Source organism: Nonomuraea sp. NPDC049607 (assembly GCF_040675375.1).
Taxonomy (GTDB): Bacteria; Actinomycetota; Actinomycetes; order Streptosporangiales; family Streptosporangiaceae; genus Nonomuraea.
The window spans coordinates 187,903-213,580 of sequence record NZ_JBFAOV010000003.1; the positions used below are offsets into that span (position 1 = coordinate 187,903).

Annotated in this window: 23 protein-coding genes; 14 read left to right on the forward strand and 9 right to left on the reverse strand. The window is 70.5% G+C overall.

The window, feature by feature from the left end:
- Nucleotides 1–67 precede the first annotated feature (67 nt).
- Both AB0J97_RS08175 and trpS read left to right on the forward strand, forming a co-directional pair.
- Nucleotides 68–1,381, forward strand: coding sequence for a hemolysin family protein (locus tag AB0J97_RS08175; RefSeq protein ID WP_364086103.1), 1,314 nt, complete (start codon nt 68–70; stop codon nt 1,379–1,381).
- A 14-nt stretch (nt 1,382–1,395) separates the two neighbouring features.
- A complete protein-coding gene (trpS, locus tag AB0J97_RS08180; protein ID WP_357707725.1) occupies nt 1,396–2,400 on the forward strand; it encodes a tryptophan--tRNA ligase in 1,005 nt (334 codons plus the stop codon).
- Between the two features lie 35 nt (nt 2,401–2,435).
- On the opposite strand, the gene AB0J97_RS08185 is transcribed toward trpS, so the two are convergent.
- The 3 genes from AB0J97_RS08185 to AB0J97_RS08195 form a co-directional block, all read right to left on the reverse strand.
- Complete coding sequence (locus AB0J97_RS08185) at nt 2,436–2,642, reverse strand: hypothetical protein (protein ID WP_357707724.1); 207 nt, start codon at nt 2,640–2,642, stop codon at nt 2,436–2,438.
- Nucleotides 2,643–2,738: 96 nt separating this feature from the next.
- Complete coding sequence (locus tag AB0J97_RS08190) at nt 2,739–3,929, reverse strand: helix-turn-helix transcriptional regulator (protein ID WP_364086106.1); 1,191 nt, start codon at nt 3,927–3,929, stop codon at nt 2,739–2,741.
- Between the two features lie 134 nt (nt 3,930–4,063).
- Complete coding sequence (locus tag AB0J97_RS08195; RefSeq protein WP_364086107.1) at nt 4,064–4,537, reverse strand: MarR family transcriptional regulator; 474 nt, start codon at nt 4,535–4,537, stop codon at nt 4,064–4,066.
- 93 nt (nt 4,538–4,630) lie between these two features.
- Between AB0J97_RS08195 and AB0J97_RS08200 the strand changes: the two genes are divergently transcribed.
- A complete protein-coding gene (locus AB0J97_RS08200; RefSeq protein ID WP_364086109.1) occupies nt 4,631–5,494 on the forward strand; it encodes a haloalkane dehalogenase in 864 nt (287 codons plus the stop codon).
- On the opposite strand, the gene AB0J97_RS08205 is transcribed toward AB0J97_RS08200, so the two are convergent.
- Nucleotides 5,491–5,997: a MarR family winged helix-turn-helix transcriptional regulator gene (locus tag AB0J97_RS08205; protein ID WP_357707717.1), complete on the reverse strand. Its 507-nt coding sequence runs from the start codon at nt 5,995–5,997 to the stop codon at nt 5,491–5,493. The genes AB0J97_RS08200 and AB0J97_RS08205 overlap by 4 nt on opposite strands.
- Nucleotides 5,998–6,058: 61 nt before the next feature.
- On the opposite strand from AB0J97_RS08205, the gene AB0J97_RS08210 reads away from it, so the two are divergent.
- Complete coding sequence (locus tag AB0J97_RS08210; RefSeq protein WP_364086112.1) at nt 6,059–7,336, forward strand: amidohydrolase family protein; 1,278 nt, start codon at nt 6,059–6,061, stop codon at nt 7,334–7,336.
- Between the two features lie 30 nt (nt 7,337–7,366).
- Entirely contained in the window at nt 7,367–8,380 is a 1,014-nt protein-coding gene (locus tag AB0J97_RS08215) for a YihY/virulence factor BrkB family protein (protein WP_364086114.1), read from the forward strand.
- A 48-nt stretch (nt 8,381–8,428) separates the two neighbouring features.
- Here the strand turns inward: AB0J97_RS08215 and AB0J97_RS08220 are convergent, their stop codons facing one another.
- Nucleotides 8,429–9,415, reverse strand: coding sequence for a D-alanyl-D-alanine carboxypeptidase (locus AB0J97_RS08220; RefSeq protein ID WP_364086116.1), 987 nt, complete (start codon nt 9,413–9,415; stop codon nt 8,429–8,431).
- Nucleotides 9,416–9,613: 198 nt separating this feature from the next.
- Between AB0J97_RS08220 and AB0J97_RS08225 the strand changes: the two genes are divergently transcribed.
- A complete protein-coding gene (locus AB0J97_RS08225) occupies nt 9,614–9,844 on the forward strand; it encodes a hypothetical protein (protein ID WP_357707710.1) in 231 nt (76 codons plus the stop codon).
- Here the strand turns inward: AB0J97_RS08225 and AB0J97_RS08230 are convergent.
- Complete coding sequence (locus AB0J97_RS08230; protein ID WP_357707709.1) at nt 9,816–11,207, reverse strand: peptide ligase PGM1-related protein; 1,392 nt, start codon at nt 11,205–11,207, stop codon at nt 9,816–9,818. The two genes, AB0J97_RS08225 and AB0J97_RS08230, sit on opposite strands and share 29 nt — an antisense overlap.
- A 489-nt stretch (nt 11,208–11,696) precedes the next feature.
- Here AB0J97_RS08230 and AB0J97_RS08235 point away from each other — a divergent pair, with 489 nt between their 5' ends.
- Nucleotides 11,697–12,923, forward strand: a complete 1,227-nt coding sequence (locus AB0J97_RS08235; RefSeq protein ID WP_357707707.1) for a M20 family metallopeptidase — start codon at nt 11,697–11,699, stop codon at nt 12,921–12,923.
- A gap of 47 nt (nt 12,924–12,970) precedes the next feature.
- On the opposite strand, the gene AB0J97_RS08240 is transcribed toward AB0J97_RS08235, so the two are convergent.
- The gene (locus AB0J97_RS08240; RefSeq protein ID WP_364086120.1) at nt 12,971–14,851 is read right to left on the reverse strand and encodes a Xaa-Pro dipeptidyl-peptidase; all 1,881 of its coding nucleotides are present in this window, start codon (nt 14,849–14,851) and stop codon (nt 12,971–12,973) included.
- A gap of 289 nt (nt 14,852–15,140) precedes the next feature.
- On the opposite strand from AB0J97_RS08240, the gene AB0J97_RS08245 reads away from it, so the two are divergent.
- From AB0J97_RS08245 to AB0J97_RS08270, 6 genes are all read left to right on the forward strand, one after another.
- A complete protein-coding gene (locus tag AB0J97_RS08245) occupies nt 15,141–16,208 on the forward strand; it encodes a BMP family ABC transporter substrate-binding protein (protein ID WP_364086122.1) in 1,068 nt (355 codons plus the stop codon).
- Nucleotides 16,209–16,303: 95 nt separating this feature from the next.
- Nucleotides 16,304–17,911 carry an ABC transporter ATP-binding protein gene (locus AB0J97_RS08250; protein ID WP_357702388.1) on the forward strand — a complete coding sequence of 536 codons (1,608 nt, stop codon included), beginning with the start codon at nt 16,304–16,306 and terminating at the stop codon, nt 17,909–17,911.
- Entirely contained in the window at nt 17,911–19,053 is a 1,143-nt protein-coding gene (locus AB0J97_RS08255; protein WP_357702390.1) for an ABC transporter permease, read from the forward strand. Before AB0J97_RS08250 ends, AB0J97_RS08255 begins: the two co-directional genes overlap by 1 nt.
- Nucleotides 19,050–20,339 (forward strand): ABC transporter permease, encoded by a 1,290-nt coding sequence (locus AB0J97_RS08260; RefSeq protein WP_357702392.1) that lies wholly within the window; start codon nt 19,050–19,052, stop codon nt 20,337–20,339. Before AB0J97_RS08255 ends, AB0J97_RS08260 begins: the two co-directional genes overlap by 4 nt.
- On the forward strand, nt 20,336–20,731 hold the full coding sequence (locus AB0J97_RS08265; protein WP_364086124.1) for a cytidine deaminase: 396 nt from the start codon (nt 20,336–20,338) through the stop codon (nt 20,729–20,731). The genes AB0J97_RS08260 and AB0J97_RS08265 overlap by 4 nt, the downstream gene beginning before the upstream one ends.
- Nucleotides 20,732–20,733: 2 nt before the next feature.
- A complete protein-coding gene (locus AB0J97_RS08270) occupies nt 20,734–22,005 on the forward strand; it encodes a thymidine phosphorylase (protein WP_364086127.1) in 1,272 nt (423 codons plus the stop codon).
- Between the two features lie 74 nt (nt 22,006–22,079).
- Here AB0J97_RS08270 and AB0J97_RS08275 read toward each other — a convergent pair whose 3' ends face one another.
- Nucleotides 22,080–22,466 carry a MarR family transcriptional regulator gene (locus tag AB0J97_RS08275; RefSeq protein ID WP_357702398.1) on the reverse strand — a complete coding sequence of 129 codons (387 nt, stop codon included), beginning with the start codon at nt 22,464–22,466 and terminating at the stop codon, nt 22,080–22,082.
- Nucleotides 22,467–22,601: 135 nt separating this feature from the next.
- Here AB0J97_RS08275 and AB0J97_RS08280 point away from each other — a divergent pair, with 135 nt between their 5' ends.
- A complete protein-coding gene (locus AB0J97_RS08280; protein WP_357702400.1) occupies nt 22,602–23,960 on the forward strand; it encodes an MFS transporter in 1,359 nt (452 codons plus the stop codon).
- Nucleotides 23,961–24,009: 49 nt separating this feature from the next.
- Here AB0J97_RS08280 and AB0J97_RS08285 read toward each other — a convergent pair whose 3' ends face one another.
- Nucleotides 24,010–25,665, reverse strand: a complete 1,656-nt coding sequence (locus tag AB0J97_RS08285) for a hypothetical protein (protein ID WP_364086129.1) — start codon at nt 25,663–25,665, stop codon at nt 24,010–24,012.
- Between the last annotated feature and the right edge of the window lie 13 nt (nt 25,666–25,678).

The following is a 25,678-nucleotide window of genomic DNA, read 5'->3' on the forward strand; positions in this document are numbered from 1 at the left end:
TGTTTGATTTTGTACGGCTTGCCGTTCAGCATACGCGGGAAACCCGCCGAGTACGCTGCCAACCACCATGTTTGACACCCTCGGGGCGAACATCGCCCTGGTCCTGCTCTTCATCCTGGTCGGCGGGTTCTTCGCGGGCGCGGAGATCGCGATGGTCTCCCTGCGCGAGAGCCAGGTCCGCAAGCTCGCCGAGCGCGGCCGCAGGGGCGAGCGCGTGGCCAAGCTCGCCCGCGACCCCAACCGCTTCCTGTCGGCGGTGCAGATCGGGGTGACCGTCGCCACCATGCTCTCGGCCGCCTTCGGCGCCGACCGGCTCGGGATGCAGCTCGTCCCGGTGCTCGAACGCTGGGGGGTGCCGCAGGGCGTCGCGTCCGTGCTCGGGCTCGTGCTGGTGACGCTGGCCATCTCGTACGTCTCGCTGGTGCTCGGCGAGCTGGCCCCCAAGCGGCTGGCCCTGCAACGGACCGAGGGACTGTCGCTGTTCGTCGCGCCCTTCCTCGACCGCATCGCCTCGCTGTCCCGGCCGATCATCTGGATGTTGTCGAAGTCGACCGACCTGGTCGTCCGGCTGCTCGGCGGCAACCCGGAGGCCGACCGGGAGGAGGTCACCACCGAGGAACTGCGCGACATGGTCGTCGGGCACGCCGAGCTCACGGCCGACGAGCGCAAGCTCATCGCCGAGGTGTTCGCCGCCGGCAAGCGCCAGCTCCGCGAAGTCATGCTGCCCCGCACCGAGGTCGAGTTCATGGACGCCGAGACGCCGCTGGCCGAGGCCGCGCACCTGGCCGCCACGCTGCCGCACTCCCGCTTCCCCGTGTACCGCGAGTCATACGACGAGGTCATCGGTTTCGTGCACGTGCGCGACCTGCTCGACCCCGAGCTGATCGGCCGCACCGAGCCCATCAGCGCGGTGGTGCCGGTCCGGCCCGCCAAGTTCGTGCCCGCCTCCAAGCGTCTGCTGAGCACCCTGAACGAGATGCGCGACGAGGGCCAGCACCTGGCCATCGTGGTCGACGAGTACGGCGGCACCGCGGGCATCGTCACCATGGAGGACCTGGTCGAGGAGCTGATCGGCGACATCAGGGACGAGTACGACGTCGAGGAGGACGTCGTCGTCCTGCCCGCGGGCGAGATCGAGATCGACGGCCTGACCAACCTCAACGACTTCGCCGTCGAGACCGGCGTACGGCTGCCCGACGGCCCGTACGAGACGCTGGGCGGGTTCGTGATGGCCATGCTGGGGCACGTGCCGGCCGTCGGCGAGCAGGTGGAGGTCCAGGGCTTCGAGCTCACGGTCACCGAGCTGGACGTGCGCCGCATCGCGCGGGTGAGGGTGAAACGCCGGGCCGCCGTCGAGTCGCCGCCCGACCAGGATTCCTGACACAATTGCCTGCTATGGCCAGACCTCGTGTTCTCTCCGGCATCCAGCCCACCGCGGACTCATTCCACCTGGGCAACTACCTGGGTGCGGTCCGTCAGTGGGTCACGATGCAGGAGACCCACGACGCCTTCTACTGCGTGGTCGATCTTCACGCGATCACCGTGCCGACCGAGCCCGCCGCCCTGCGCAGGCGCAGCCGGGTGGCCGCCGCGCAGCTCTTCGCCGCCGGGCTCGACGCCGAGCGCTCGACCGTCTTCGTGCAGTCGCACGTGCGCGAGCACACCGAGCTCGCCTGGATCCTGATCTGCCTCACCGGCATGGGCGAGGCGGCCCGGATGACGCAGTTCAAGGACAAGTCGGCCAAGTTCGGCGAGAGCGCGGCCAGCGTCGGGCTGTTCACCTACCCGATCCTCCAGGCCGCCGACATCCTGCTCTACCAGGCCAACGCCGTCCCGGTGGGGGCCGACCAGAAGCAGCACCTGGAGCTCACCCGCGACCTCGGTCAGCGCTTCAACCACCGCTTCGGCGACACGTTCACGCTGCCCGACCCGTACATCCTCAAGGAGGTCGAGAAGATCACCGACCTCCAGGACCCGACGGCGAAGATGTCGAAGTCGTCCTCCAGCCCGGCGGGCATCCTCGACGTGCTGGAGCAGCCGGGGCCGCTGCGCAAGAAGGTCATGCGCGCGGTGACCGACACGGGCTCGGAGGTGCTGTTCGACGAGGAGAACAAGCCGGGCATCTCCAACCTGCTGCGCATCCAGTCGGCGCTGACCGGCACCCCGATCCCCGACCTGGTCGCCCGCTACGAGGGCCAGGGCTACGGCACGTTCAAGAAGGACGTCGCCGAGGCGGTCGTGGAGACGTTCACGCCGATCCGGGAGCGCACGGAGAAGCTGCTGGCCGACGAGGCCGAGCTCGACCGCCTGCTGGCCGTCGGCGCCGAGCGCGCCGCGACCGTGGCCCGGCAGACGATGGCCGAGGTCCGCGACCGCGTGGGCTTCCTGCCCAAGCTCTGAGGCCGGAAGGGCGGCGGGTCGCCGCCCTTCACGGGTCATCCGGGGCGCGCGCCTGACCGGTCGAGCGGGCGTACGCGCAGGCGGGCGCGGAGCGCGGCCAGGCTCCGGCCGGTGAGCCGGACGTCGCCCGACACGGCGGTCCATCCCGCTCGTCCCCGGCTGAACGCCCAGCCGGGGAACTCGCGCATCGCCTCCTCCAGCAGACGTTCCATGACGACGGCGGCACTCGGCGTTGTGGTCATGGGACGCACAGTGCCACCCCGGCGCCTCTCCGTGACGAACCGCGGTGACAGATCTCCCTGTTCGGCCGGAGCGAACTCGGAGTTCGGTCGCCGGCCTCAGACGTCGATGTTGTGCCGTTCGGCGAGGAAGCGCACCTCCGGCGCCCACGACGGCCGCGCGCGGCGCACCAGCGAGCGGACCATCTCCCGCAGCAGCAGCTTGTGGTCGAGCTCCTCGGGGCTCTCGCGCTCGATGCGCAGCAGGTAGACCAGGCTCGCGGCGTCGTCGCCCAGGTCCTCGCAGGCGCGGGCGACGTGGCACAGGTGCGTGGTGCGCCGCTCGATGGAGGGCGTCCTGCGGATGTCGATGTCGTCGGCCAGCCGCAGCACGGCCTCGGGGTGGCCGGTGTCGTTCTCGATGCTGGCCATGTGGATGGCCACGTTGGTGGGGCCGAAGAAGGCCAGGTCGTAGGCGCCGGAGTGGTCGTCGGCGTGTTCGGCCAGCCGGGCGGCGGTGCCGCGCACGGTCTCCCTGGCCTGGTCGTCGTCGCCGCCCCGGGCCGCGCTGATGGCGGCCAGCAGGTGCAGCGCGCCGAGGGCCTTGATGTGCCGGACGTCGCCGTCGGCCACGTGGGGTTCGAGGATCTCGATGCCGCGCCGGGCCACGTCGTGGGCGATCTGGTGCATGTCGTCGGAGAGCATCGACTGGCCGAGGTTCCAGTGGGCCCAGGCGAGCATCAGCGGGTCGGCCGACTCCTCGGCGTAGCGCATGGCCCGGTCGGCGGCCAGGTGCGCGAGATCCACCCGCTGCAGGTGCTTGAGCACCCCTCTGGCCAGCATGTACGCGTCCGTCGCCGCCCTGTAGGCCGTGGGCGTGCGCTCGGCCGCCAGGCTCTCGGCGTCGGCCACCAGCGAGGGCAGCGCGGCCATCAGGATCGAGTACCGGCGGGCCGAGGTGAACCAGGCGTTGCGCGCCGCCGCCACGCGTTCGGTCAGTTGCCCGGCGTCGGGCGGTTCGAGGTCGGGCTCGCCGGCCCGGCAGGAGAACAGGGCCCGTTCGATGTCGCGGATCTGCGGCCTGCTGGGCTCGTGGGAGTCGCGGGGGGTCTCGCCCAGGAGCACGGCGGTGCGTACGCCGAGGACCTTGGCGATCTCGCGGAGAAGGGGCAGCGAGGGAGTGCGTTTGCCGTGTTCGATCAGTTCGATGTGCCGGGTGGTGCAGCCGGACTGGGTCGCCAGCGCGGTCGTGCTCATGCCCCTTCGTTCGCGCTGGAGTCGCACCATCTGCCCGGTGCTGATCTCGGTCATGGGGGTGACGCCTCCTGGCTAGGTCCCGACACAGCACAGGCTAGGGTCACCGGACCGGCGCTGCCATGCGTTCTCCCTGGTCAGGAGGTATGTCGGCAAGCTCCCGCGCCTCGGCTTTTACTGGTTTTTGCCCACTATTGGGATGGTTGGGAGTGGTGGTCGCGCAGCCGTGCGAGCAGCCCGGTGAGCTGATCGCGCTCGGGGCCGGTCAGGGGGGCCAGCAGCTCGTCCTGGACGGTGTCGACCAGCGCGTCGAGCCGGGTGAGCCGGTCGCGGCCGCGCTCGGTCATGGAGATCACGTTGCGCCTGCGGTCGGCGGGGTCGGGCGCGCGCTCGACGAGGTCGCGCTCGGCCAGCTCGTTGAGCAGCGCGACCATGTCGCTGCGGTAGATCCCGGTGCGCCGGCTCAGCTCCGCCTGGCTGGCCGGGCCGGCCTCGCGCAGCGCGACGAGCACCGCGTAGTGCCACTTGCGCGCGTCGGCGTCCGCGAGCCGTTCGGTGACCAGACGGTCGGCCTGCATCGCGACGTGGGCCAGCAGGCGGCTCGGCAGGCTGCGCAGGCGAGCGGGGGCGGCCTGGTCGCCGGCGTCGGTCATGTCGTGGCTCATGCCGGCGATCCTATCCCGGTTGCGTTAGTGGCACTAACGATGTACTTTCGTTAGTGCAGCGAACGTTAGAGAGACAAACGAAAGAGGCGTGTCATGCCTGTTGTCGATGTGCTGGACTCGACCATGTACTACGAGGACCGGGGCGAGGGTGTCCCGATCGTCTTCCTGCACGGCAACCCGAACTCCTCCCACCTGTGGCGCAACGTGCTCCCCGCGGTGGGCGGGCCCGGCCGGTTGCTGGCCCCCGACCTGATCGGCATGGGCCGTTCGGGCAAGCCCGACCTGGCCTACCGCTTCACCGACCACGCCCGCTACCTCGACGCCTGGTTCGACCGGCTCGGCCTGGAGGACGTGGTGCTGGTCGGGCACGACTGGGGTGGTGCGCTGGCCTTCGACTGGGCGGCGCGGCATCCGGACCGGGTGCGCGGAGTGGCCTTCTTCGAGACCATCGTGCGGCCGATGAGCTGGAGCGAACTGGGCGAGGGGCCGCGCGCCCGCGGCGAGCTGATCAGGAGCGAGGAGGGCGAGCGGCTGGTGCTCGACGACGACTTCCTGGTGCGGACGGCCTACACGGGCGGGGTGCTGAACCCGCTGAGCGAGGAGGAGATGCGGCCGTACCTGGAGGCGTACGCGACCAGGGAGAGCCGCCGGCCGCTGCTGCAGTGGGCGCGCTCGATCCCGCTCGACGGCGACCCCGCCGACGTGACCGAGGCGGTCGAGCGTTACGACAAGTGGCTGGCGAGCAGCGGCGACGTGCCCAAGCTGCTGCTCACCTTCGACTCCTCGCCGACCCTGCTCATCCAGGGCGAGGTGCTCGACTGGTGCGCCGGCAACATCTCGGCGCTGGAGATCGAGCACCTGGGCCCGGCCGGCCACCACGCCCCGGAGGACCAGCCGGAGGGCATCGCGGCGGCGATCCGCTCGTGGGCCGACCGCCACGCCCTGCGTGCGAGCTAGCGGAAGCGGCGGCGGCCGACGAGGCCGAGCACCTCGCGCAGCGCGTCGGCCGCCGCCCTGACGTCCTGTTCCGGCACCCCGGCCAGCACCTCCTCGTGCGCCCGCGACGACGCGTCGAGCGCCGTCAGGGCCACCCGGAGGCCCTCGGCCGTGAGCTGTACCCATCGGCTGCGCGCGTCGCCCGCGTTGGCCTCCCGCTCGACGTAGCCCGCCGTCGTCAGGCGTTGCAGCACGTTGCTGGTGCCCCCCGAGGTGAGCAGCAGCGCCTTGGACAGCTCGCTCGGCTTCATCCGGTGCGGCGCCGGCGTACGGGTGAGCGCGGCCAGCACGTCGAACTCGGCGTAGGTCAGCCCCAGCTCGGCCAGCTCGGCCTTGATCGCCTGCTCGAAGACCAGGTGCAGCCGGGACAGGCGCTTGCTCAGCTCCAGACCGGCGATCAGCGATGACGACAGCCCGGACTCCGTCCAGCGCGGCACCATCGCGTCGATCTCATCCGGTTTCACGCCATCGAGAATACCCATCGCCAGATTGCTTTCTGAAAAGCTTCCTCTTAAGCTTTTCGGCATGACAACTCTCCTGATCAAGAACGGCACCGTGATCGACACCGAGCCCGAGCCCGTGGTGCTCGGCCAGGTGGACGTGCGCGTCGAGGACGGCCTGATCGCCGAGGTGGGCCCCGGCCTGCCCGACGTCCCCGGCGCCGAGGTGATCGACGCGACCGGGCGGATCGTGCTGCCCGGGTTCGTCGACACCCACCGGCACACCTGGCAGGCCGGCATCAGGGCGGTCGCCCCCGACCTCGCCTTCGACGGCTACCTGCGCCGCGTGCTCAACGAGCTGGCCCCCGGCTACCGCCCGGCCGACGTCTACACGGGCAACCTGGCCGGCGCGCTGGAATGCCTCGACACCGGCATCACCACGCTGCTCGACTGGTCCCACATCCAGCTCTCGCCCGCCCACACCGAGGCGACCGTGCGGGCGCTGCGCGACTCGGGGATCAGGGCCGTGCTCGGCTGGTGCCACGGAGGCGAGCCCGGCGGGCTCGTCCGCGAGGGGCTGCGGGTGCACGGGGAGCACTTCGGGGCGGGCGGTGGGCGGGTCACCATGGTCGTCGCCGCGCTCGGGCCGGAGATCGTGGGCGAGGAGCACGCGCTGGCGGAGTGGCGTCTGGCCCGCGAGCTCGACCTGCCGGTCACCGTGCACATGGGCGTCGGGGGCCCGGACGGCGCCGCCCGCGGCCTGGCCTTCCTGGAGACGAACGGCCTGCTCGGGCCCCGGACCACGTACGTGCACGCCACCAGCTACAGCGACGACGACCTCAAGCGCGTCGCCGGCAGCGGCGGCAGCGTGTCGGTCTCGCCGGTGGACGAGATGACGCTCGGGATGGGCTACCCGGTCACCGGACGGGCCAGGGCGGCGGGCATCCCGACCGGTCTCGGCATCGACACGGTGAGCTGCGCGCCGGGCGACATGTTCAGCCTGATGCGGGCGGCGTACCTGCTGGAACGCGGCCGGCCGGGCGGCGGGGGCATGGGCTTCACCACCCGCGACGTGCTGCGCATGGCCACCGTCGAGGGGGCCGAGGTGGTGGGCCTGGGCGACGTCGTCGGCTCGCTGCGGCCGGGCAAGCAGGCCGACCTGCAACTGCTGCGTACGGACACGCTCGGCATGGCGGCGGCGCACGACCCGATCGGCGCCGTCGTGCTCAACGCCGACCCGAGCGCGGTGGAAACCGTGCTGGTCGGCGGGCGTGCCGTCAAGCGAGGTGGGCAGATGCTCCACCAGGACCTGGCGGCGGTCCTGGCGTCACTGACAGAATCGGCCGACGCCGTGACGAGGTGATCGTTCGCCTCCGGCAGGGGGTGTGAGGGCGTGAAGGCGAGTCTGACCGAGCGGATCGCGTCGATACGCGCCTGGGGCCGCAGGACGCTCGACCACTGGCGGGTCCGCCGGCTGTGGATCGACCACCTGGTCAGGGCCGTACGCCGCTACCAGCTCCAGGGCGGCGACCGGCTGGCCGGCTCGGTCACCTACTTCTGCTTCCTGTCCTTCTTCCCGCTGCTCGCGCTCGGGTACGCGGTGCTCGGCTTCACCCTCGACGCCAGCAGCGCGACCAGGGAGGCGCTGGAGACCGCCATCACCGAACGGCTGCCGGGCATGGCGGCCGACCTCAACCTGGAGCAGATCGCCGGCGCCCGGACCACCGCGGGCATCATCGGCCTCCTCGGCCTCCTGTACGCCGGCCTCGGCGCGATGGACGCCCTGCGCGCGGCGCTGCGCGAGATGTCGATGACCACCGTGCCGCCGCCCAACTACTTCCTGGGCAAGCTGCGCGACCTGGTCTCGGTCATCCTGCTCGGGGCGACGCTGGTCGTGTCCGCGCTGGTGTCCGGGGCCGCGACCACGGTCACCGACAAGGTGCTCGATCGCGTCTTCGGCGACAACTCGCTGCTCAGCACCGAGGCGTTCCGGATCTTCGCGGTGGTGGCGAGCGTCGCGGCCGACTGGGTGCTGTTCGTGATCATGCTCGGCTGGGTGGCCAAGCCCGCCGAGCCTTTCAAGGTCATCGTCAGGGGCGCGCTGCTCGGCGCGATCGGGTTCGGGCTGCTCAAGCAGCTGGCGAGCCTGCTGCTCAGCCACACGCTCAGCAACCCGGTCTACGGCGCGTTCGCCGCCACCGTGGGGTTGCTGGTGTGGATGAACTTCTCCGCCCGGCTCGTGCTGCTGGCCGCCGCCTGGACGTCCACCACGGGGTTGTGCCCGCCGCCGTCCCCGTCGCCGATCCCGTCGCTGGGGGACCCGACGGAGGTGCCGGCGGCCGACCAGGGCCCGGCGCCCGGCCCCGAGTGCAAGGGCGCGACCCCGCGCCCGACCTCGGAACCCTGACCCGGCCCCCTCCTCGGGGCCCAGTCCGGACCCCGCCACGCCCTGTCGTCAGAGGCGGGACCTGTTGCGCTTGCGGCGGATGCCGAAGCCGAGCCACACCAGCCCGAACAGCAGGCCGCCGCCGATCACGGCCGACCCGACCGTGCGGGTGGAGTCGGTCTGCTTCGAGGCGGCGGCGTCGAGCAGCGGTGGCTGGGCGGCCGGCGTCACCTTCGAGACCGGCGCCTGCGGGGCGGCCTGCACCCGGTCGGGCACCGGCTCGACGAGCTGCCCGACCGGGGCCGCCTTGCCCCTGACCGAGAAGCCCCAGTCGAGCAGCTTGGCCACCTCGTCCCAGAAGTAGCCCTCGTGCCGCATGATCGTGACGAGGATCGTGTGGCCGCCGCGCGTGGCCGCGCCGACGAAGCTGCCCTGCGCCTTCGACGTCCAGCCGTTCTTGACGCCGATCATGCCCTGGTAGCGCCAGAGCAGCTTGTTGTGGTTGCTGATCTCGTAGTAGTCCTTGGGCGCCGGAAACTTGGCAACCTTTGTACTGATATATCGCCGGAAATCGGGGTTTGCGAGGCCGGCGCGGGCGATGAGCGCCAAGTCGTACGCCGAGCTGCTCTGGCCGGGCTTGTCCAGGCCGCTCGGGGTCTTGGCCACCGTGTCGTACGCCTGCAACCGCTTGGCCTCGGCGTTCATGTCGCGCATGGTCTGGGCCACGCTGCCGTTCGTCTCGGCCAGCGCCATGGCGGCGTCGTTGCCCGAGGACATCATCAGCGCCCGGAACAGGTCGTCGACCTTGTACGTCATCTTGGGCGTCAGCCCGACCGCCGTGCCCTCCTGGTTGCAGGCGTTCTGGCTCGGCCGGACCTTGCGGTTCTTGTCGAGCTTCGGGAGCAGCGTCAGCGCCGTGAGCGTCTTGAGGGTGCTCGCCGGCAGGTAGCGACCGTGCGCGTCCTTCGCGGCGAGCACCTGACCCGTCTCCACGTCCGCGATGACGTAGGAAGTAGCCTTGCTCTCGGGGGGCGCCTTGACGCCTTGGGGTTGCACCAGCCCACGGCTTCCCAGCGCGTCACCGCCGACAGGCGTCGTCGGCGTGGCGGATGCGGTCCCGCTCGTGAGTGTGACCGCTGCGAGAAGTGCCGTAACCGGCACAAATTTCGTCCACATGGCGGTCTCAGCGTAGCTCCGTGTGAATGCCCATGTGGCGACACATTCCCCGGATGATCCGCCTTCGATACTGGAGAGATGACCATGTCACCAAAGATCGCCGGTTTCCTCGTCATCCTCGGCGTGTTCATGATCGTCGAGTGGATCAACCTGGGGTTTAACTTGGCCGACGGACATCCCACCGGCTTCTACGTCGTGCACGGCATCCTGATCGCGGTCAACGTGATCCTCGGCGCGGTGCTGGCGGTGATCGGGTGGCGCGGTCTGCGGGAGGCCGGGATCAGGCGTCGCAAAGAAGGCGCCGGGTGAGCGCGTGCAGCTCGTCGGCCTCCTCGCGCGAGTCGCCGATGGTGGTGAAGCCCAGCTTCCCGTACTCGGGGAGTGCGCCGAGCAGGTGGAAGACGTTGCCCGTGCGCCGGTCGGCGTCGAAGCCGATCCCGAGCCGGCGGGCGGTGCGCATGACCTCGCCCGGCGTGCGGCCACGCAGGCAGGACGAGGAGCAGTTGTCGGTCGCGGTGTAGAACTTCGGCTGGTTCCCGGCCATGAGGAGGCCGGTGGCCGGGTCGTACCTGGCTCCGGTCGTCAGCACCGCGGCGCCGTACGGGTGCGTGGTGCCGCCGATCCGCAGGTTGATCTCGCACAGCAGCGCGGCGTACCCGGCGTCGGCCTTGAGGGCGAAGAAGTCCATGCCGAACAGGCCGACCACGCCGCGCTCGGCCAGGATGCCGGCGATGCGCTCGGCCGACTCGCCCACCTCGTGCCGGTACTCCGGGGCGGCGGGGAACGTGCAGCCCTGGTAGACGTCGTTGTTGGGGCCGCCGAGCACCTGGTCGTGCGTGGCCAGCACGGCTGCGTGCCCGCCTGGCGTGATTCGAGCCAGGGCGCTCGGGTAGTAGAGCGGGCGATGTTCGATGAACTCCTCCACCACCGCGCCGCGCTCCCTGATCTTCGTCGTGAAGCTGGTCCAGGTCTCCCCGGCCGCCGAAAATCGGGTCAGTGAGCGGTCGGCCTTGCTGACGATGGCGTTGCCCAGGCCCGAGTAGCCGTCGTTGAGCTTGACGATCACCCGTTCGCCGGGCAGCGAGTCGATGGCCTCGTCGATCGCGATGATGCTGTGCACGTCGCCGAAGCCGCGGGCCATGGGCACGCCGGCCTCGTGCCCGACCTCGCGGGCTCCGCTCTTGGAGCCGTAGTAGGCCAGCGAGGTGGCGGGTCCGTAGATGGGGACGTTGAGTGACGCGGCCAGCTCCTCCTCGGTCTCGCTGAGGACGAACGGCACCAGCCAGGCGTCGGCGTCGATCGCCGACCGTAACCGGTCGAGGACGTCGGGTCGGCGCAGCAGCGTCCGGGTGAGGGGTTGCGACCAGGGCTCGTCGAGGCTGATGAGCTCCAGGCGCTTGGCGGCGTCGTCCGGGTCGGGGAGGAAGCTGAGGTAGTAGTCGATGATGTCGGGATCGATCGGCGCGGAGGAGAGGTAGATCACCTTGACCCCGGGTTCCCGGAGCGTCAGGAGGAGGAAGAGAAGGCGCTCCTCGTACGATCGGGCTGCCGTGATGCGGCGGAGCTCGTCCTGCGGCAGGGAGAGCGAGGGTACGACCACCAGGGTCCCCTCACTCGGCTCGAAGATGCTCAACCCGGCATACTTCTCCCCGAACGGGATATTAGTGATCATATAGCGAGTGAAACACGCATTCTTCACAAATGCAGCAAGCGACAAAGTGTCATGACCATGACAGAAGGTGACAGGATTCAAAATCGGTGAGCACGTTTGGAAGTGGCGACATCGGGTCACCATCTAATGATCCCTTGTGACTATTTTCCGGATCAGGCGGACATGTGCGGAACGTGACCACCTGCGGTTACGGGCATGCCGTCGGCCAACTTTTGGTGTATCTGTCGGCGCGAAGGCGCACGGGAGCGATAAAGTCAGAAGCATCGCCATCGGGCTCACGGCTTACCGCCGTGCACCCGGGCTGCTGCGACCGATGAACGCGAAGCCCGTGCTGACGATCTCGCGCACCGAAACCTCCGGGTGTGGCTTTTGATTCGCCGAGCGGCCGCCTCAACCAGGTGGCTACCGCAGGATGGATGATTTTCGAGAGCGTTATGAGCCGCCGTCGCCGCGTGGGACGCGCGGCCTCGACGGGATGGATGGTGACATATGCGGGGACGTGAGCTGCGGGGAGAGCTGGACGCGTTCCTGGCGGAGATCGAGCAGGAGCTGGTGGCGTTCCGTCGCGACCTTCACATGCATCCTGAGCTGGCCTTCGCCGAATACCGCACGACCCAGCGCATCGCCGACCGGCTGACCGCCGCGGGGCTGACCCCGTCGGTGCTGCCGCGCGGCACCGGCCTCGTCTGCGAGGTGGGCAGTGGCGACGGCCCGACCATCGCCCTGCGGGCCGACATCGACGCGCTCCCGCTCCAGGACGAGAAGGACGTGCCCTACCGCTCCACCGTCCCCGGCGCGTGCCACGCCTGCGGCCACGACGTGCACACCACGGTCCTGCTCGGCACCTCGATCTTCCTGGCCCAGCAGGCCGCGGCCGGTCTGCTGCCCGGCCGGGTCCGGCTGATCTTCCAGCCCGCCGAGGAGCTGCCCGGCGGCGCCCTGGAGGTCATGGCCCACGGCGGCATCAGCGGCGTCGACCGCATCTTCGGCCTCCACTGCGACCCGCGCGTCGACGTCGGCCAGCTCGGCCTGCGGAGCGGTCCCATCACCTCGGCCTGCGACAAGCTCGTGGTCAGGGTCTCCGGCCCCGGCGGCCACACCGCCCGTCCGCACCTGACGGCCGATCTGGTCTTCGCCCTCGCCAAGATCCTCACCGAGCTGCCCGCCGCGCTCTCCCGCCGGGTCGACCCGCGCTCGTCGCTCAGCCTCGTCTGGGGCCGGGTCGAGGCGGGCTCGGCGGCCAACGCCATCCCCGACGACGGCATCGCCGAGGGCACGATCCGCTGCCTCGACGAGAACGCCTGGCACGCCGCGCCCGACCTGATCAAGGCCCTGCTGGAGTCCGTCGCCGGCGCGTACGGCGTCGAGGCCGTGATGGACTACACGCGGGGCGTGCCGCCGGTCGTCAACGACGAGGTCAGCGTCGAGATGCTGGCCGAGGCGGCCGAGCGGGCCCTCGGGGCCGGCGCGGTGGTGCCCACCCAGCAGTCGCTCGGCGGCGAGGACTTCGCCTGGTACCTGGAGTCGATCCCCGGGGCCTTCGCCCGGCTCGGCACGCGCTCGCCCGACGGCGTCACGTACGACATCCACCAGGGCACCTTCGACGTCGACGAGAAGGCGATCGCGATGGGCGTGCGGGTGATGGCCGCCACGGCGCTGACCGCGCTGTGGGACGTCGGCCCGCTCGACTCGATCAGCAACAACGCCATGGCCTGAGCCCGGGTCCGACGGCCCGCCGCGCGACGCGGCGGGCCGTCGGCGTGTCAGGAGAGCCTGCCGAAGACCACCGGCAGCCGCAGGGACGAGTGCCCCGGCGACACGGTGACCCGGGTGCCCGCCGGGTAGCGCAGGGTGTAGTCGCGGTCGGTCGAGATGATCACCAGGCCCAGCCGGTGGCCCTTCTTGAACAGGTAGTCCTTGGGCTGGAAGTCCCAGGTGAAGGTGTACTCCTTGCCGGGGCGCAGCGGTTCGGTGCGGTCGGCGCGATGGCGGTTGCGCACGTCCAGCCATCCCCTGGAAACGATCTTGTATGCGGTCGTCGCCGTGCCGAGCCGCCGCAGCGTCGTGCAGCCCGTGTCACCCGGGACGCCCTCGCCGTAGCAGTAGCTCTGGCCAGTCGAGAGCAGGCTGCCGTCCGGGCGCACGTCCGTGCCGTAGTCCACCAGCAACGCCGTCAGGTACGGCGAGGCGCCGTCCTTGAACGAGGCCCGCACCGACACCGTCGGCGTGCCGGAGATCCGCACGTCGGCGGGCAGCTCGCCGGTCCGGTACGCCAGCCGGTTCGGATCGGCCCCGGTCGCCTCCACCAGTTGCTCGGCGCTCCTGGCGCTCTGGTCCACGAAGGACTCCTCGGGCGACAGCGGCCGGGGCAGCAGGCCGAGCCGTTCGCCCGCGGCCGGGTGCAGCGAGACCGTCGTGGCCCCGGGCAGCGGCCAGGAGGCGTGCTGCTGCCACTCGCCGACGCCGATCTCCACGTCGGCCTGCGGCTCGCGCATGATGCCCGAGTCGATGCCCTGCAACCAGTAGTCGAACCAGCCGTGCAGTTGGCGCAGCCACTCGGCGGTGCGCAGGTTGAAGGGGTTCATGTGGGTGCCCTGGTGCAGCCAGATCTTGCGCGGCACGTGCCGTTCGGCCAGGGCGTTCCACCATTGGGCGAACTGCTTGGTCTTGACGTTCCAGTCGTTGAGGCCGTGCACGAGGAAGACGCTGGCCTTCACCTTGTTCACGTCGTTGAGGTAGTTGCGGGCGTCCCAGAGCGGGCCGTAGTCGCCGGTGATCCGGTCCTGGGCCGCGGCGAGGGCGTCCATCTTGGCGCCGCAGACCTCGAAGCCCTTGTCCCTGGTCAGCACGAACTTGGCCAGCACGTCCAGGTCCTCGCCCTGGTAGCCGCCGGGGGCCAGGACGCCGCCGTTGGCGCGGTAGTAGTCGTACCAGCTGGAGATGGCGGCGATCGGGACGATCGTCTTCAGGCCCTCGACGCCGGTCGAGGCGACGGCGTTGGGCAGGGTGCCGTTGTAGGAGACGCCGATCATGCCGACCTTGCCGGTGGACCAGGTGGCGCTGACCTCGTTGCCGTCGGCGTCGAAGCCGCGGGCGCGGCCGTTCAGCCAGTCGATGGCGGCCTTGGGGCCGGCGGTCTCGTTGCGGTCGCCAGAGGTCGGGCAGCCGGTCGCGCGGGCGCTGCCCACGTTCTCGACCAGGGCGATGGCGTAGCCGCGGGGCAGGAAGTAGTTGTCGTAGTAGCCGTCGAACGGCTCACTGGCGAGCTTGTTCGAGGGCGACTTCAGGGTGGGCAGCGGGTTGCCGTTCTCGTCCACGTCCACGGGGTGGTTGGGGACGTCGTTGCCCGGGGCGTAGTACGGGCTGGCCTCCATGATCACCGGGACCTTGAGTCCCTGGTCGGTCTCCTTGGGGCGCAGGATGTCCATGGCGACGCGGTCGGGTTTCCCGTCGTCGTCGCTGTCGGTCCCGGCGACCTCCACGAACACCGTCTGCTTGACGGCGTCGGCACGGGAGAAGACGGGCTGGGTGGCGTTGTTCTCGATCTTCAGGGCGGGGGTGTCCGCCGTCGCGGGGGTGGGGCCGCCCAAGGTCACGGCGAGGATCGCGACCAGCGGTACGGCCAGTGTCTTCCAAGGCTGCATACGGGGCTCCGATACGAAATTTCCACCGTTGATCGGAATCTCTGCCATGATCGACCGCTCGGCAAGGGCCCCTTCCCTACCAAACTTGGGCAAAATCTTGCGGACACCGTCCCAAGTGCCTGAACCCAGATTCAGGTCACGGACGCGCTTGATGTCGATAACGGAGCGGTTGCGACCCTGTGTGCCGGTTTGGTCTGCCCTGGTCAAGCAACTATCTTCCGTGCAGGTGCCGTACGTTTCTTCGCGCCTGCGATGAAGTTCGACGGCGAGGAAATGGAAGGGAGTCGCCTTGCTCGGCAAGCGATTCAGCAGGATTGCCGTCGGCTCGGTAGCCGGCGTCATGCTCATGGCAGTCGCGGCCTGTGGCAGCGAGGGTGGAGGCACCTCGGCGAGCACGCAGCCGAGCTCCGGCGCGAGCAGCGAGGCCCCCAAGGGCGGGCTGAAGGTCGGTCTGGCGTTCGACGTCGGCGGCCGTGGCGACAAGTCGTTCAACGACGCCGCCTACGCCGGCCTGGAGAAGGCCAAGACTGAGCTGAACGCCGACATCAAGGAGCTCAGCCCGGCGGCCGACGGCTCCAACCGCGGCGACCTGCTGCGCCAGCTCGCGGACGCGGGCTACAACCCCATCATCGGCGTCGGCTTCGCCTACGGCGACGACATCAAGAAGACCGCCGCCGAGTACCCCGACGTGCAGTTCGCCGTCGTCGACTCGGCCTCCAACGGCCCGAACGTGACCGGCCTGCTGTTCGCCGAGGAGCAGGGCTCCTACCTGGCGGGCGTCGCCGCGGCGACCAAGTCGGAGGCCGGCCACGTCGGCTTCGTGGGCGGCGTCGAGAACGACCTGATCAAGAAGTTCCAGGCGGGCTTCGTGATGGGCGCCAAGTCGGTCAAGTCGGACATCAAGATCGACATCAAGTACCTCACCCCCGACGGTGACTTCTCCGGCTTCAAGGCCCCCGACAAGGGCAAGGTCGCGGCCGAGAAGATGTACCAGGACGGCGCGGACATCGTCTACCACGCCGCCGGCGACTCCGGCCTCGGCGTGTTCCAGGCGGCCGCCGCGGCCAAGAAGAAGGCCATCGGCGTCGACTCCGACCAGCGGCAGACGGTCAAGGAGACCGACCTGCAGTCGGTCATCATGACCTCGATGCTCAAGCGCGTGGACGTCGGCGTCTTCGAGTTCGTCAAGGCCTTCCAGGGCGGCGCCAAGGGCGGCAGCAACACCGTCTACGACCTCAAGGTCGACGGCGTGGGTCTGTCCACCACCGGTGGCGAGATCGACGACATCAAGGACAAGCTCGACGCTGCCAAGAAGGACATCGTCGACGGCAAAATCACGGTTCCGTCCAAGCCGTAATCTGGGTAGGAACGGACGACCGAGGGCCCGGAGTCCCCACTTCGGGCCTTCTCGCTATCCGCCCCGTCCGCCCCCCATGCTCTAGGAGAGGCGAAATGAGCTCGGACACCCTCGCCGCGGTGCAACCCGCCGTAGAGCTGGAGGGCATCACCAAGCGTTTCCCCGGCGTCGTCGCCAACCACGACATCCGCATCACCGTCGAACCCGGCACGGTGCACGCGATCGTCGGCGAGAACGGCGCCGGCAAGTCGACCCTGATGAAGATCCTCTACGGCATGCAGAAGCCGGACGAGGGCACGATCCGGGTCAACGGCCGCGAGGTCACCTTCCGCACCCCCAGCGACGCCATCGACGTCGGCATCGGCATGGTCCACCAGCACTTCATGCTGGCCGACAACTTCACCGTGCTGGAGAACATCGTCCTCGGTGCCGAGCCCACCAAGGCCGGCGTGCTCGACACCGGCAGGGCGCGGGCCCGCATCGCCGAGCTGGCCAGCAGCCACGGCCTGCGCGTCGACCCCGACGCGCTGGTGGAGAACCTCGGCGTCGGCGACCGCCAGCGGGTGGAGATCCTCAAGGTCCTCTACCGCGGCGCCCGCATCCTCATCCTCGACGAGCCGACGGCGGTCCTCGTGCCGCAGGAGGTCGAGGAGCTGTTCGAGAACCTGCGCGAGCTCAAGGCCGAGGGCCTGACCGTCATCTTCATCTCGCACAAGCTCGACGAGGTGCTGAACATCGCCGACGCGATCACCGTGATCCGCCGCGGCACCACCGTCGCCAGCGTGAACCCCGCCGAGGTCACCGCCCGCAGGCTCGCCGAGCTGATGGTCGGCAGCGAGCTGCCCACGCCGGAGACCCGCGAGTCCACCGTGCGGGAGAGCGTCACGCTGAGCGTGTCCCGGCTGACGATGGAGGCCGACGGCTTCCGTCCCGTGCCCAAGGGCACCTCCGTCGGCCTGTACGTCGACAAGCTCCGCGAGGAGGGCAAGCGCCTGATCCTCGACGACGTCTCCTTCGACATCCACGCGGGCCAGATCCTGGGCATCGCCGGCGTCGAGGGCAACGGCCAGTCCGAGCTGATCGAAGCGATCATGGGCATGCGTCCCGCCCACGGCACGATCACCCTCGGCGGCGTGGACGTCAGCGCCTGGTCCACGCTGAAGCGCAGGGAGGCCGGCATCGGCTACATCCCCGAGGACCGCCACCGGCAGGGCCTGCTGCTGGAGGCGTCCCTGTGGGAGAACCGGGTGCTCGGCCACCAGACCAGGTCCCCGGCGCGCCGCGGCATCTGGGTGGACCGCCGCGCCTCGAAGGCCGACACCGAGCGCATCGTCAAGGAGTACGACGTGCGCACCCCCAGCGTGGACACCCTGGCCCTGGCCCTGTCCGGCGGCAACCAGCAGAAGCTGATCGTCGGACGCGAGATGAGCGGCGAGCCGTCGTTCCTCATCGCCGCCCACCCCACCCGCGGCGTGGACGTCGGCGCCCAGGCCGCCATCTGGGACCACCTGCGCAACGCGCGGGCCGCCGGTCTGGCCGTGCTGCTGATCTCGGCCGACCTCGACGAGCTGATCGGCCTGTCCGACACGATCCGCGTGATCCTGCGCGGCCGGCTCGTGGCCGAACTCGACCCGTCCGACGTCACGCCCGAGCGGCTTGGCGGTTACATGACCGGCGCCATCGCCGGTACTGAGGAGACGTGATGCCCGCCGGGCTCAACCGGGCGCTGCTCACCGTCGCAGGCGCCATCGTCGCCATCGTCCTGGCGATCGCGATCTCCAGCGTGGCGATCATCGCGGCGGGCGCCAGCCCGATCGACGCGTTCGCCGCCTTCTTCGACTTCGGCGAGACCGCGCGTTCGGTGTCCAACGGCATCGCGGCGTTCCTCAACCGGGCGGTGCCGCTGTTCATCGCCGGTCTCGCGGTGGCGGTCGGCTTCCGCATGAACCTCTTCAACATCGGCGTCGAGGGCCAGTACCGGATCGCGGCCATCTGCGCGGCCTACGTCGGCTCGACGTTCACCGCCCCGAAGCCGATCCAGATCCTGGTGATCATCGTCGTCGCGGCGGTCGTGGGCGGCGCGTACGCGCTGATCCCCGCGGTCATGAAGGTGACCCGCGGCGTCAACGAGGTCATCTCCACGATCATGCTCAACTACATCGCGATCTCGCTGGCCTCCTACCTGGTACGCGGCCCGTTCGCGGGCCAGCGGGCCGCCGGCCAGCTCACCACGACCACGCCGCAGCTCCCCGAGTCGGCCATGTTCCCCAACCTGAACTTCGTCTTCGACTGGTTCGGGCTGCTGCCGCCCACCCGCGGCGGCGGCGTGTGGGGCTTCCTGCTCGTGGCCGTCGTGCTCGGCCTGGTGGTCTGGGTCGTGCTGGAGCGCACCCGCTTCGGCTTCAACGTCAAGGCCAGCGGGCTCAACGGCCCGGCCGCCTTCGCCTCGGGCGTCAACCCGAAGAAGATGGTCATCGCGGCCATGGTGCTGTCCGGCGCGATCGCGGGGCTCATCGGCCTGCCCGAGATCCTCGGCGACAAGGGCGCCTTCAACTCCAACTTCACCGCCGGCCTCGGCTTCCTCGGCATCGCGGTGGCGCTGCTGGGCAGGAACAAGCCCGTCGGCATCGCGATCGCCGCGCTGCTGTTCGCCTTCCTCGACCGGGCGCAGGGCGCGCTGCAGATCGCGGACGTGCCGTCGTCGGTCATCACGATCATCCAGGGCGTCATCGTCCTGCTGGTGGTCATCGCGAACGAGGTGACCAACCGCATCGCCATGCGGCTTGAGGAGCAGCGGGCCGCCCGGCAGCTCGACACGAACAGACCGGTTGAGGTGGCAGCATGAGCAGGGTCGGCAAATACCATCTGGCGCTGCTCGGCGTCGCCGCGCTCATCCTGCTGCTGTCGCTGGTGCGGATCATCTCCGGCCAGGACGACCTGACCTCCTCCGGCACGTTCAACGCGGCGCTGCTGCTCGCGGTGCCGATCGGGCTGGCCGGTCTCGGCGGCCTGTGGGCCGAGCGGGCCGGCGTGGTCAACATCGGCCTCGAAGGCATGATGGTGCTCGGCACCTGGTTCGCCGGCTGGGCCGGATACCAGTGGGGCGCCGTGGCCGCGCTGCTCGCCGGGCTGCTCGGCGGCGCGCTCGGCGGGCTCATCCACGCGATCGCGACCGTCACGTTCGGCGTCGACCACATCATCAGCGGCGTCGCCATCAACCTGCTCGGCCCCGGCATCACCCGCTTCCTGTCGGAGGTCCTCTACGGCGAGGGCACCTCGGCCAGCGCGAAGGGCGCCGGCATCACCACCTCGCCGGCGATCAGCTCGGGCGCCCCCGAGGTGAGCCTGCCCGTGTTGTCGTCCGGCCCCGACCTGCTCGGCAAGCTGGAGAACACCCACTGGTTCCTGCTCTCCGACCTGGCCGGCATCCTGCGCGGCCTCACCCACGACGTGAACGCGCTGATCATCCTGGCCGTGCTGCTGCTGCCGGTGACGTACCTGGTGCTGTGGCGCACGTCGTTCGGGCTGCGGCTGCGTTCGGCGGGGGAGAACCCGTGGGCGGCCGAGTCGCTGGGCGTGAACGTCTACCGGATCAAGTACCTCGCGGTCGTCGTCTCCGGCGCGTTCGCCGGGCTCGGCGGCGTGTTCCTGGTCTTCGTCTCCAACAAGTACGTCGAGGGCCAGACACAGGGACGCGGTTTCATCGGCCTGGCGGCCATGATCTTCGGCAACTGGCGGCCCGGCGGGCTCGCGGCCGGCTCGTCGCTGTTCGGCTACGCCAGCGGCCTGCAACTGCGCAGCTCCGGCGACGCCAACGCGGTCACCACGTTCTTCCTGTTCGGCTCGCTGCTGCTGGTGATCTACATCGCGCTCCAGATCCGCAAGCTGGTCGCGCCGAGCCAGCCGGCCGAGGTCGTGACCAGGGGCGTCAAGGACTACACCGTGATCGCCGCCGCGGCGGTGGGCGCGCTCGTGCTGTTCTGGCTCTGGCGGACCGTGGAGACGCTGCCGGGCGAGTTCGTCTTCATCACGCCACACGTGCTCACGCTGCTCGTGCTCCTGGTCGCCTCGCAGCGTCTGCGGATGCCCAAGGCCGACGGCGTACGCTTCCGTCGGGGGGATCAACATTGAACATCGATTGGGACGGCCTGCGCGCCGAGGCCGCCACGGCCATGCGCAACGCCTACGCGCCGTACTCCAAGTTCCCGGTGGGGGCGGCGGCGGTCGTCGACGACGGCCGGATCGTCACCGGCTGCAACGTCGAGAACGCCTCCTACGGGCTCGGCCTGTGCGCCGAGTGCGGCCTGGTGTCGGCGTTGCAGATGTCGGGCGGCGGCCGGCTGGTGGCCTTCACCTGCGTCGACGGCCACGGCGAGCTGCTCATGCCGTGCGGGCGCTGCCGTCAGCTCCTGTACGAGTTCGGCGGTGAGGACCTGCTGGTCGAGACCGTCGACGGCCCCAAGCGCATGGCGCAGATCCTGCCGTACGCGTTCGGCCCCGACGACCTCAGCAGGAGCTCGTGACCATGGACGCCATCGAGGTCATCCGCGCCAAGCGCGACGGCGGCGAGCTCAGCACCGCCCAGATCGACTGGGTGATCGCCGCCTACACCCGCGGTGACGTGGCCGACGAGCAGATGTCCGCCCTGGCCATGGCCATCCTGCTCAACGGCATGAACCGGCGCGAGATCGCCGACTGGACGCAGGCCATGATCCGCTCGGGCGAGCGGATGGACTGGTCGATGCTCGACCGGCCCACGGCCGACAAGCACTCCACGGGCGGCGTCGGCGACAAGATCACGCTGCCGCTGGCCCCGCTGGTGGCGGCGTGCGGGGCGTACGTGCCCCAGCTCTCCGGGCGCGGCCTCGGGCACACCGGGGGCACCCTGGACAAGCTGGAGTCCGTCCCGGGCTGGCTGGCCTCGCTCTCCAACGACCAGATGCTGCACGTCCTGCGCACGGCCGGTGCGGTGGTCTGCGCGGCGGGCTCGGGGCTGGCCCCGGCCGACAAGAAGCTCTACGCGCTGCGCGACGTCACCGGCACGGTCGAGTCGATCCCGCTGATCGCCTCCTCGATCATGTCGAAGAAGATCGCCGAGGGCACCGGCTCGCTGGTGCTCGACGTGAAGGTCGGCTCCGGGGCGTTCATGAAGACGACCGAGACGGCCCGCGAGCTGGCCGAGACCATGGTCGCGCTCGGCGGTGACGCGGGCGTGCGCACGGTCGCGCTGCTGACGGCCATGGACCGGCCGCTCGGCCGCGCCGTGGGCAACGCGCTGGAGGTCGAGGAGTCGATCGAGGTGCTGGCCGGCGGCGGGCCGTCCGACGTGGTGGAGCTGACCGTACGGCTGGCGCGCGAGATGCTGGCGGCCGCCGGGGTCTCCGGCAAGGACCCGGCCGACGCGCTGCGCGACGGCTCGGCCATGGACGCGTGGCGGCGGATGATCTCCGCCCAGGGCGGCAACCCCGACGCGGTCCTGCCGAGGGCGGCCGAGACCATGACGGTCGCGGCGCCGTCGTCCGGGGTGCTGGCCCACCTCGACGCGTACGCGGTGGGGCTGGCCGCCTGGCGGCTCGGCGCCGGACGGGCGCGCAAGGAGGACCCGGTGTCGTTCGGGGCCGGGATCGTGCTGCACGCCAAGCCCGGCGACCTGGTCCGCGAGGGGCAGCCGCTGATGACGCTGCACGCGGACGAGACGGCCAGGTTCGAGCGGGCGCTGGAGGCGCTGGCGGGCGGCTACGAGGTCGCCGAGTCGGGGCGCGAGCTGCTGCCCCTGGTCATCGACCGCATCGGCTGACCACCGGGAACACTCGTGCGCGGCGGCCGGACCCCTGCCGGGGACGGCCGCCGCCGGTCTTTCTCGCGGGCCGGCTAGGTGGTGACGGCGGGGACGTCGGTGAAGACGTCCGCGAGCACGGCGCGCTGCGTGGGCAGCGCCTCGGTGTACCGCTCGCGCCCCTCGTCGGTGATGCAGACGAACACGCCCCGGCGGTCGGAGACGCAGGTGTCGCGGGTGACGAGCCCGCTCTTCTCCAGCCTGGCCACGACCCTGGACAGGGCGCTCTGGCTCAGGTGGACCTCCTCGCAGAGCTCCTGGATGCGCAGCTTCCTGTCGTTGTGGACGATGCGGTCGAGCACCTCGAACTCGCTGGGCCCGAGCCCGTGCCGCTCGCCGAGCTCCCGCTCCAGCGCGCACATGGCCTTGGCGTGTTTGGCCAGGACGTAATGCCAGGTCTCGACCACGAACTCCTCGTCCATGTCGCGGAGGTTACCATCTCGGGAAGATTCATGCAACGGCATTAAATGCGCTTGCATTAGATGCGAGCGCATGTATTGTTCTGACTCATGTCCTCTTCCTCATCCCGTTGGGGCGCGCTCGCCGTGCTCTGTGCAGTGATCTTCCTTGACGCCCTTGACGTCTCCATGGTCGGTGTCGCCCTGCCGGCCATCCAGCACGACCTGGGCCTCAGCACCTCTTCCCTGCAGTGGGTGGTCAGCGGCTACGTGCTCGGCTACGGCGGTCTTCTGTTGCTCGGGGGCAGGACCGCCGACCTGCTCGGGCGGCGCAGGGTTTTCCTGGTCGCTCTGGGCGTCTTCGCCGTCGCGTCGTTGCTGGGTGGTGTCGTGGACGACGGGGGCCTGCTGATCGCCGCCCGGTTCGTCAAGGGGGTGGCCGCCGCCTTCACCGCGCCCGCCGCCTTGTCGATCATCACCACCACGTTTCCCGAGGGGCCGGAGCGCAACAAGGCATTGAGCATCTTCACCGCCTGCGCCGCCAGCGGCTACTCGCTCGGCCTCGTGCTCTCCGGCCTGCTGACCGGGCTCGGCTGGCAGTGGACGCTCCTCATGCCGGTGCCGGTCGCGGTCATCGCGCTGATCGCCGCGTTGAAGGTGCTGCCGAAGGGCCAGGAGGAGCGCGCCGAGGGCGGTCACGACCTCATCGGCGCCGTGCTGATCACCGCCTCGATGTTGCTGCTGGTCTTCACCGTCGTGCAGGCTCCCGAGGCCGGCTGGGCCTCGTTCCGGACGATCGGCTCGCTGGTGGCCGTGGCGGTGCTGCTCGGCCTGTTCGTCTTCACCGAGCTGCGGTTGAAGCACCCGCTGGTGCGGCTCGGCATCCTGCGCTCGGGTCACATCGTGCGGGCCAACCTCGGGCTGCTCATCCTGATGGGCTCGTACGTGGCCTTCCAGTTCGTGGCCATGCAGTACTTCCAGAACCTGCTGCACTGGTCGGCGCTCGGCACGGCCCTGGCGTTCCTGCCCGCGGGCCTGCTCGTCGCGGTCACCTCGACCAAGATGGGCGACTTCGCCGACAGGTTCGGCACCGGCAAGCTGATCGTCATCGGCGCCGCGGCCCTGGCCGGCGGGTACGCGGTCTTCCTGGGCATCGACGAGACGCCGAGCCTCGGCGGCCTGGTGATCCCCGGCATGGTCCTGCTGGGCGTGGCCTTCGCCCTGTCCTTCCCCGCGCTGAACATCCAGGCCACCAACGGCGTGGACGACGACGAGCAGGGCCTGGCCTCCGGGCTGCTCAACACCTCCGGCCAGGTCGGCGGCGCGATCGTGCTGGCCGTGGTGACCGCCGTGCTCACCTCGGGCGGCGAGACGCTGTCGATCGGCGCGCTGCGCTCGGCGATCGTGGTCGCGCTGGTGCTGGCCCTGGTCGGGCTGGTGATCTCGGCCACCGGCCTGCGCTCGGGCAAGGCCGCCGCGGTCGAGCAGGAGGACGCGAAGGTCTTCGAAGCCGTCTGACCTCCGCGCGGCAGGGAAGAGGGTTCCGCTCGAAGCGGGGCCCTCTTCCTCATTCCTCCAGCGCGCCGATCGGGTCGGAGTAGTCGATCCACTCCGTCGCGGAGTCGTCGAAGGCGGTGGCCTCGCCGGTGCGGACGTCCACCTGGATCAGGTACACGTCCTCGCGGTCCCACAGGCGCACGAGGACCTTGCCGGGGCCCAGCCAGCGTTCCACCCTGATCACTTCGAGGTCGTCGTCGTCCAGGCGGGTGCGGGGGCCGGCGACGCGGCCGGTGCGGGCGTCCATGGTGACCAGCCGGGCGTCGGCCGTCACCAGGGCCAGAAGGCGGCCGTCGGGCGAGAGCGCGGCGCCGTGCTCGACGAGGGCGGGGTCGATCCGGAACCCCTTCGTGCGGGTGCGCGCGCCGTCCAGCCTGAGCGTGCTGACGGAGGCGTGGCCGGGCACGTCGGTGGTGTCCCGGCGTTCGGCGACCACGCGCGTGCCGTCGTCGTCCACGGCCAGGATCTCGACGTCCTCGCCGCGTACGGTGCTGGTCGTGCCCGTCCGGAAGTCGAGCACCGCGCCGTCGTCGGACGCGCCGAAGGACAGCGAGAAGTAGCGGCCGTCCGGGGACGATGAGATGTGCGCCTCGCCGTCCCCGGCCGTCGCCTCGATGCGCTTGACCGCGCCCGTGGGCAGGTCGTGGACCAGGTAGCGGCCCTGGGGGTTCTGGTAGGCGAGCCGGTGGCCGTCCTGGCTGAGGGCGAGCGGCATGGAGTCGCCGGTGGCCGGGTCGTAGCCGGCCCGCGCGCCCGGCAGCCGCCATTCCGTGCCCGATCGGGTCGTGAGCACCCACTGGCCGCAGGGCCGGGGGTCGTGGGCGTCCACCTCGGCGTCGCGGCAGTAGCCCGGATAGGCGAAGCGGACCGGGTCGGGGAGCGCGGCGGGCAGCGGGTCGCGGGTCTCCTCGGCGGCGCCCGCCGCCCCGGGGTCGAAGGGGGAGCGGGCCATCGCCTCGTTCACGTTGTCGGCCACCGCGGACAGGCCCGCCACGACCGTCGCGACCAGCGCGGCGACCAGGCCGGCGGAGGCGAGCGTCCACACCGACGCCCGTACCCTGCGCCGCGTCGTGAGCCGGCGCAGGACGGTGCCGGCGAGGTCGGTGCGCGGCAGCTCGGCGGCCAGGGAGAGCAGGGCGGCGCGCAGGGCCGGATCCGTGTCCTGACCCTCCTCCGCCGGGGCGGCGGGCTCGGGGGCGGCGCCGAGCGTCCAGGGGGAGGAAGGCGTCGTGTCGGTCCGGGGAGGCTCGTCCGGGAACAGATGCGGGTGGGAGGCGCGGAGCCGGGCGCGGGCCCGCCGCAGCTCGTCGTCCAGGGCGCCGGTCCACAGGCCCGTGACCGCGGCCGCGTGCGGGAGGCTCAGCCCGTCGTGGAAGGTGACGACGACGGCCGCGCGGGTCGTCGGGGCGAGCCCGGTGAACAGGTGGCCCTCCGGCAGCGGCCAGGGCTCGCCCGTCGCGCCCAGGAACCGTCCGTACAGCTCGCGCAGCACCGCGTCGGCCGGGCGGTGGTAGCGGATGGCGGACCACCGGCGGCAGGCCGCGAGCAGGGCGTGGACGGTCAGCTCGCGCGCCTTGTCCACGTCGCCGGTCAGCAGGTACGCCGTCCGCGCGAACGAGGGCTCATAGGACGCCAGAAAAGCCGATAAGTCGTGGGATTTGCTCACTTGTATGACTCCT